This is a genomic window from Luteibacter sp. TLI7-4A, from assembly GCF_056754745.1.
The window spans coordinates 3,681,214-3,687,500 of record NZ_JBPGWO010000001.1; the positions used below are offsets into that span (position 1 = coordinate 3,681,214).

Sequence of the window (6,287 nt, forward strand, 5' to 3'; positions counted from 1 at the left end):
TGTTTCAGGTCACGCCTTCACGCCGTAGAGCTCCCGATAAGCGAGCAGGCGGCCATGTTCCGCCGCCAGCTCCGGCCGCTCGTCGGCGTAGGTGAGGACATCGGCCAGCGTGGCGATGGCGATGACGGGGATGCCGAACTGCGCGGCGACTTCCTGGGCCGCCGAGCGTTCGCCCTGGCCGCGCTCCTGCCGGTCGAGCGCGATGAGCACGCCGGCCGGTTCGGCGCCCTGGGACCGGATCAGCTCCAGTGACTCGCGCACGGCGGTGCCGGCGGTCATCACGTCGTCGACGATCAGCACGCGTCCCCGCAAGGGGGCGCCGACCAGCGTGCCACCTTCGCCGTGGTCCTTGGCTTCCTTGCGGTTGTAGGCCCACGGCAGGTCGCGGTCCTGCGTATCGGCCAGGGCGATCGCGGTGGCGGCGGCCAGGGCGATGCCCTTGTAGGCCGGTCCGAAGAGCATGTCGAAAGGCACGCCCGAGCGCACGGCGGCGGCGGCATAGGCGCGGCCGAGGCGGGCGAGCGCGGCGCCGCTGTCGATCCGGCCCATGTTGAAGAAGTAGGGGCTGCTGCGGCCGGATTTCAGCGTGAAGTCGCCGAAGCGAAGCACGTCTCGGGCGAGGGTGAGTTCAATGAATTCGCGCTGGTAGTCGTGCACGGGAATCTCTCAGTCGATCGAAGGGCCAAGCGGATACCACAGCACGTACTGCGGTCCCGCGCTGCCTCCATGGTACAACCCGCCGCTGTCGCGATAGCCGGCGCGCTGGTAGGCACGTAGCGCCGCTTCATTGCGCACGTTCACGGTGAGGAGGATCCGCTCGCGATCCGGATGGCGACCGGCGACGTACGCGTGGATCGCATCCAGGGCGGCGCGGCCCAGGCCCTGGCCCTGCCTCGGGGCATCGATGAGGAAGCTGCGCAGTGCCACCGCTCCGGGGGCCAGCGGATGATCCGCCAGCGCGGAGGCCCGCCGGTCGATGCGGACGTAGCCGACCACCGCGTCGCCGTGGAGCAAGGCGAGCGCCTCGCTGCCGGGGCACACGGCCACGTCGGCGAGCGAGTCACGGGTATGGCCGACGAAGGGCCGCTGGTCGGGATGGACGTCGAGCGCGAGCACGGCGGCACGCAGGGTTTCGTCGACGGGAAGGACGCGAATGGATGGATTCATAGGAGGTTATGATGCACGGATCGCCGAACACCCGATCAAGGTCCCATGCGCATTATTTCGCTGAACGCCAACGGTATCCGCTCCGCCGCCACCAAGGGCGTGTTCGAGTGGCTGCGCAAACAGGATGCCGATGTCGTCTGCCTGCAGGAGACCAAGGCGCAGGAATCGCAGCTCACCGATCCGATGTTCCGCCCGGACGGCCATCATTGTTTCTATCACGATGCACGCAGCAAGAAGGGATACAGCGGCGTGGCGATCTACTCCCGGCGCGAGCCCGATGAGGTGCGCGTTTCGCTGGGCAGGGAAGACTTCGATTGCGAGGGACGCTATATCGAGGCCCGCTACGGGAATCTCAGCGTGGTCTCGTTCTACATCCCCTCCGGGTCCTCCGGCGACGAACGCCAGCAGTACAAGTTCCGGATCATGGAGTGGCTGACGCCGATCCTGCGCGAATGGGCCGCGAGCGGGCGGGACTACGTGCTGTGCGGCGACTGGAACATCGTGCACACGAAGAACGACATCAAGAACTGGACGTCCAACCAGAAGAATTCCGGTTGCCTGCCCGAGGAGCGCGCCTGGCTCGACCTGCTGTTCAAGGACATCGGCTGGGTGGACAGCTTCCGCGCCATCAAGCCCGACGCGGTGGAATACACCTGGTGGTCCAACCGCGGACAGGCCCGCGCGAACAACGTGGGTTGGCGTATCGACTACCAGATCGTTACGCCGGGCCTGCGCGAACGCCTGCGCGATTGTTCGATCTATCGTGACGAGCGCTTCTCCGACCATGCCCCCTACATCGTGGACTACGCGGAGTGAGCGAAGCGGCCGGGACCGGAGCGGTCCGTTACAAGGGATTGCGTGGCATAGCCGCCGCGTTCGCCCAGCCGGGGGCGGTGACCATGCTGTTCTTCGGTCTCGCGTCCGGGCTGCCGTTCCTGCTGGTCGGTAACACGTTGTCGGCCTGGCTGAAGGAATCGGGCGTGGATTACGGTGCCATCGGCATCGCCAGCTACGTCACCTTCGCCTACAACTTCAAGTTTCTGTGGGCTCCGCTGGTGGACAAGTTCCGCCTGCCGCTGTTCGGCCGGCTCGGCCTGCGCCGCGGCTGGCTGATGTTCGCCCTGTTGCTGCTGGCGGCCGGCCTGCTCGGGATGGCGGCGATGCCGCCGGACGTGTCGCTTCCGCGCTTCATGGTCGTGACCGGCGTCGCCGCACTGGCGGGGGCGACGATCGACATCGTCGTGGATGCCTATCGCGTGGAGATCGCGCCACAGGAGGCGCAGGGTGCCCTCGCGGCCACGTATACCCTCGGCTATCGCTTCGGCCTGATCGCAGGCGGCGCCGGCATCCTGTTGGTGGCGGATGCCTTCGGCTGGCAAGGCGGCTATGTCGCCATCTGCGCCCTGCTGGTCATCCCTTTCATCACGGTCCTGGTCGCACGCGAACCGGAGCACCGCGTGCGCGAGCGCGTGCCGTTGCGCGTGGCCGTGCAGGAGGGTTTCATCGGGCCGTTCCGCGACTTCCTTTCCCGCTACGGCCTGGGCCTGGCGTTGGGACTGCTGCTTTTCGTCGCGCTGTTCCGGCTCCCCGACCAGATGCTCGGGGTGATGGCGTATCCGTTCTACCTCGACGCGGGTTTCAGCAAGACGCAGATCGCGGAGGTGTCGAAGGTCTACGGGGTGATCGTGGGCATCGTCGGCGCCTTGCTGGGCGGCTGGGCCGTGACGCGCTTCGAGATGCGCCGGCTGTTGGTCGTCTCCGCCATCGGCGTGGCGCTCTCGAACATGCTCTACCTGATCATGGCGGCCAACCCGGGCCAGACATGGGCCTTCGTGGCGACTCTCTCGGGAGACAATTTCGCGCAAGGTTTTGCGGGCCCGGTGCTGGTCGCCTTCATGTCGGGCCTGGTCAACCGCAGTTTCACCGCCACGCAGTACGCCTTGCTGAGCGCGCTGGCCAATCTCCCAGGCAAGCTGATCGGGGGGCTGTCGGGCTTCCTGGTGAAGGACTCCGGCTATGCGTCCCTGTTCGTGGTCAGCACCGTTTCCATCGTCCCGACCCTGATCGTGCTCGCCCTCTTGTGGCGCCGCATGCCGCGTCCCGCCGAGGCGGGATAAGCCGGACGACCTATCTTCGCAAGCGAGCAAAACTGTGTAATATCGCCGCCACAGGGGGCATGCGCGAGGAGGTGACGCACGTGCCAGATATCGTTGTGAGGCACATCGACGAGCAGATGGCCGAGCGCATCAAAACGCTCGCGCGCGAACGACGCTGGTCGATCAATGAGGTGATCCTGCACGCATTGCGCTATGGACTCGGCTTGAGTCCCGGCGACGTGTTCAACGAGCTGTTGCTCGAACCCGGCGACATCGCGCACCTGACCGGCGCGTGGGACGCGGAAGAACAGGCGGCCTTCCAGGAAGCCCTCTCGGCATTGGCCCAGGCCTCGCCGTCGACCCTGGCCGACGCTGCGTCGCGCTCGGTGAAATCGACCGAATCGTTCTAGCAAACCCTCCAGATCGTTCTGGCAAGCCCACCAGGTTTCCTGGGCCGAGTTCCTTGTGGGAGCCGACCTTGTCGGCGATCCCGCGGCAGCGGGCCAGACTGAGGCAAGCACCTATCGCCGCTGAAGCGGCTCCCACAGTAGCGGCTCCACAGACAGAAGCGGCTCCACAGAAAGCCACCAGCAAGGCGGCCGATCAGGCAGCGGCGTACAACGCCCCCAGCAGGCGCGGCCCCCGGGCCCCCGTCACGGCCGGCAGGTTGCCCGGCTCGCCACGCACGCGCCGATATGCCAGCCATGCGAACGCCATCGCTTCCATGACGTCGGGATCGATACCGAACGCCGAACTCGCCAGCAAGGGCCGTCCTTCCAGCCGTGCACCGATGGCGTGCATCAACGCGGTGTTGTGCACACCGCCCCCGCAAGCCACCACGTCCACCGCGTCGGCAGCGTGGCGTTCGATCGCCTCCGCCACCGATACCGCGCTGAGCGCAAGCAGGGTGGCCTGAACATCTTCGGGCGACAACTCGGTGACGCGCGGGTGCGCGTCCAGCCAGGCCAGGTGGAAGTGTTCGCGTCCCGTGCTCTTGGGCGGCGGCAGGGCGAAATAGGCGTCGTCGAGAAGTTCGGCGAGCAATGACTCGTCCACCTGTCCCGACGCAGCGAACAGGCCGCCACGGTCGAAGGATTCGCCGCGGTGGCGAAGAGTCCACGCGTCCATGAGGCCGTTCGCGGGGCCGGTGTCGAAACCGGTGACTTCGCCGGTCGAGGTCAACCGGGTGACGTTGGCGATGCCGCCGAGGTTGAGCACCACGCGCGCACCGTGCTCCGGGCGCAGCACGGTGGCGTGGAAGGCCGGAACCAGGGGTGCGCCCTGGCCACCGGCGGCCACGTCGGCCCGGCGAAAGTCCGCGACAGTGTCGATGCCGGTGCGTTCGGCGATCACCGAGGGATCACCGATCTGCAAGGTGAAAGGGAACTCTCCGCCGGGCCGGTGTCGGATCGTCTGGCCATGCGAGCCGATGGCGCGCACGTCGCCGGCGGCGACGCCCGCCGCGCCGATGACGGCTTGCGCCGCGTCCGCGAAGGCATGGCCCACGGCGACATCGAGTTGCCCGTAGGCATCGAGGTCGAGGCGAAGTTCATCCTGCGCCACGGCGAGGATGCGCGTGCGCAGCGCATCGTTCCAGGGGTGGGTCAATCCGGCGAGAAGACTGGGGTGGCCGTCGGTGAAGCGAACCAGCGCGGCGTCGATGCCATCCGCGCTGGTGCCCGAGATGAGCCCGAGGTAGAGGCCATCCATGGTGGATGCCACGGATCAGTCCGCGCTGTGCTGGTCGGCGTCGTTACGCGCGAGCTTCACGTTGCTGTCCACCTGGTTGAGGCGGGCGAGCTGCGGGCCGACCACTTCCTTCTTGAACTTCGCCAACTGAGCCGCCGGCAGCGGCTCGGGCTTCGGCAGTGTGACCGTCTGCGGATCGCGCTGCACGTTGTTGACGCGGAATTCGTAATGCAGGTGCGGACCGGTGGCCAGGCCGGTCATGCCGACGTAACCGATGGTGCTGCCCTGGCTCACGCGCTGGCCGACACGCAGGTTGGCGAAGCGCGACATATGGCCGTAGGCGGTGCTGATCGTGGCGTTGTGCTGGATGACCACGAAGTTGCCGTAGCCGTTCATCCAGCCGCGGAACTTCACGACGCCATCGCCCGCCGCGTGGATGGGCGTGCCCGAGGGCGCCGCGTAATCCACGCCCTTGTGCGCGCGCATCTTGCCGAGGATCGGATGCATGCGACCGGCGCTGAACTGAGAGGAGATACGGGTGAAGTCGACGGGGATGCGCAGGAAGGAGCCAGTGAGCGGACGGCCTTCCTCGCTGAAGTAGCTGACCTTGCCGTCGCTGTTCTTGAAGCGGTAGGCGGTGTAGCGCTTGCCCTGGTTCACGAATTCCGCCGCGACGATATCGCCTTCGCGAAGAAAGGCTCCGTCACTGTAGACATCGTCGTAGATGACGGTGAAGTTGTCGCCCACGCGCAGGTCCTGCACGAAGTCGATGTCGAACTTGAACACCTCGGCGAGCTTGAGCACCATCGCGTTGCTCATGCCGGCCTTCGACGCCGCACCGAACAGCGAGCTGTCGATCAGCCCGTGCGCGATGTGCTCACGGCGCTGCACGTCACGCTTCTGCGTGGTGAGCTGGGGCGAAGCGCCATCCAGTCGCAGCGTGGCGATGGTCGCTTCGTCCTGGTCGAAGCGCACGCCCTTGAGGACATGATCGCCATCGACGAGGAACTGGAATTCCTGGCCCGGCTTGATCTGGTGAAACACCTTCGTGCCACCCGCTCCGTCGATGACGTGCTGCAGGTCGGTCATCGAAAGACCTTGGGCGACGAAGATGTCGGCGAGGGTCTGGCCGGGCTGCACCTGCACGGTCTGCCAGGTTTCCTCGGGAACGACCGGCTTGATCGAGGCGGGATCGATCTTCGGCACGGCGAGCGGTACCACCGCATGCACGGCCGGGATGGCGGTGGTGAGCGACTGCTTCTTCATGGCGCCCGCCCAGGCAGGGATCACCAGGGCCGACAGGATGACGAGGAGGAAGGCGGTGCCGGCAAGGAT

At 66.6% G+C, this 6,287-nt stretch carries 7 protein-coding genes (1 of these 7 running past the window's edge); 3 read left to right on the top strand and 4 right to left on the bottom strand.

The annotated features are described in order from the left end of the window. Window positions 1-9 precede the first annotated feature (9 nt). Together pyrE and ACR9Y6_RS16155 are read right to left on the bottom strand one after the other, a co-directional pair. A complete protein-coding gene (gene pyrE, locus ACR9Y6_RS16150; protein WP_481282210.1) occupies window positions 10-657 on the bottom strand; it encodes an orotate phosphoribosyltransferase in 648 nt (215 codons plus the stop codon). A 9-nt stretch (window positions 658-666) separates the two neighbouring features. Further along, window positions 667-1,167 carry a GNAT family N-acetyltransferase gene (locus ACR9Y6_RS16155; RefSeq protein ID WP_481282211.1) on the bottom strand — a complete coding sequence of 167 codons (501 nt, stop codon included), beginning with the start codon at window positions 1,165-1,167 and terminating at the stop codon, window positions 667-669. A gap of 45 nt (window positions 1,168-1,212) precedes the next feature. Between ACR9Y6_RS16155 and ACR9Y6_RS16160 the strand changes: the two genes are divergently transcribed. The 3 genes from ACR9Y6_RS16160 to ACR9Y6_RS16170 all read left to right on the top strand — a co-directional run bounded on the left by ACR9Y6_RS16160 (window position 1,213) and on the right by ACR9Y6_RS16170 (window position 3,673). Beyond that, window positions 1,213-1,983, top strand: coding sequence for an exodeoxyribonuclease III (locus ACR9Y6_RS16160; protein WP_481282212.1), 771 nt, complete (start codon window positions 1,213-1,215; stop codon window positions 1,981-1,983). After that, a complete protein-coding gene (locus tag ACR9Y6_RS16165) occupies window positions 1,980-3,284 on the top strand; it encodes an AmpG family muropeptide MFS transporter (RefSeq protein WP_481282213.1) in 1,305 nt (434 codons plus the stop codon). Before ACR9Y6_RS16160 ends, ACR9Y6_RS16165 begins: the two co-directional genes overlap by 4 nt. Before the next feature lie 80 nt (window positions 3,285-3,364). After that, a complete protein-coding gene (locus ACR9Y6_RS16170; RefSeq protein ID WP_481282214.1) occupies window positions 3,365-3,673 on the top strand; it encodes a hypothetical protein in 309 nt (102 codons plus the stop codon). A 193-nt stretch (window positions 3,674-3,866) separates the two neighbouring features. On the opposite strand, the gene ACR9Y6_RS16175 is transcribed toward ACR9Y6_RS16170, so the two are convergent. After that, window positions 3,867-4,973: an anhydro-N-acetylmuramic acid kinase gene (locus ACR9Y6_RS16175; protein WP_481282745.1), complete on the bottom strand. Its 1,107-nt coding sequence runs from the start codon at window positions 4,971-4,973 to the stop codon at window positions 3,867-3,869. Window positions 4,974-4,988: 15 nt separating this feature from the next. Then, on the bottom strand, window positions 4,989-6,287 hold the 3' portion of the coding sequence (locus ACR9Y6_RS16180; RefSeq protein ID WP_481282215.1) for an OapA family protein. Its footprint extends 156 nt past the window's final position; only the last 1,299 of its 1,455 coding nucleotides appear in the window; the start codon falls outside the window, past its right edge; the stop codon is at window positions 4,989-4,991.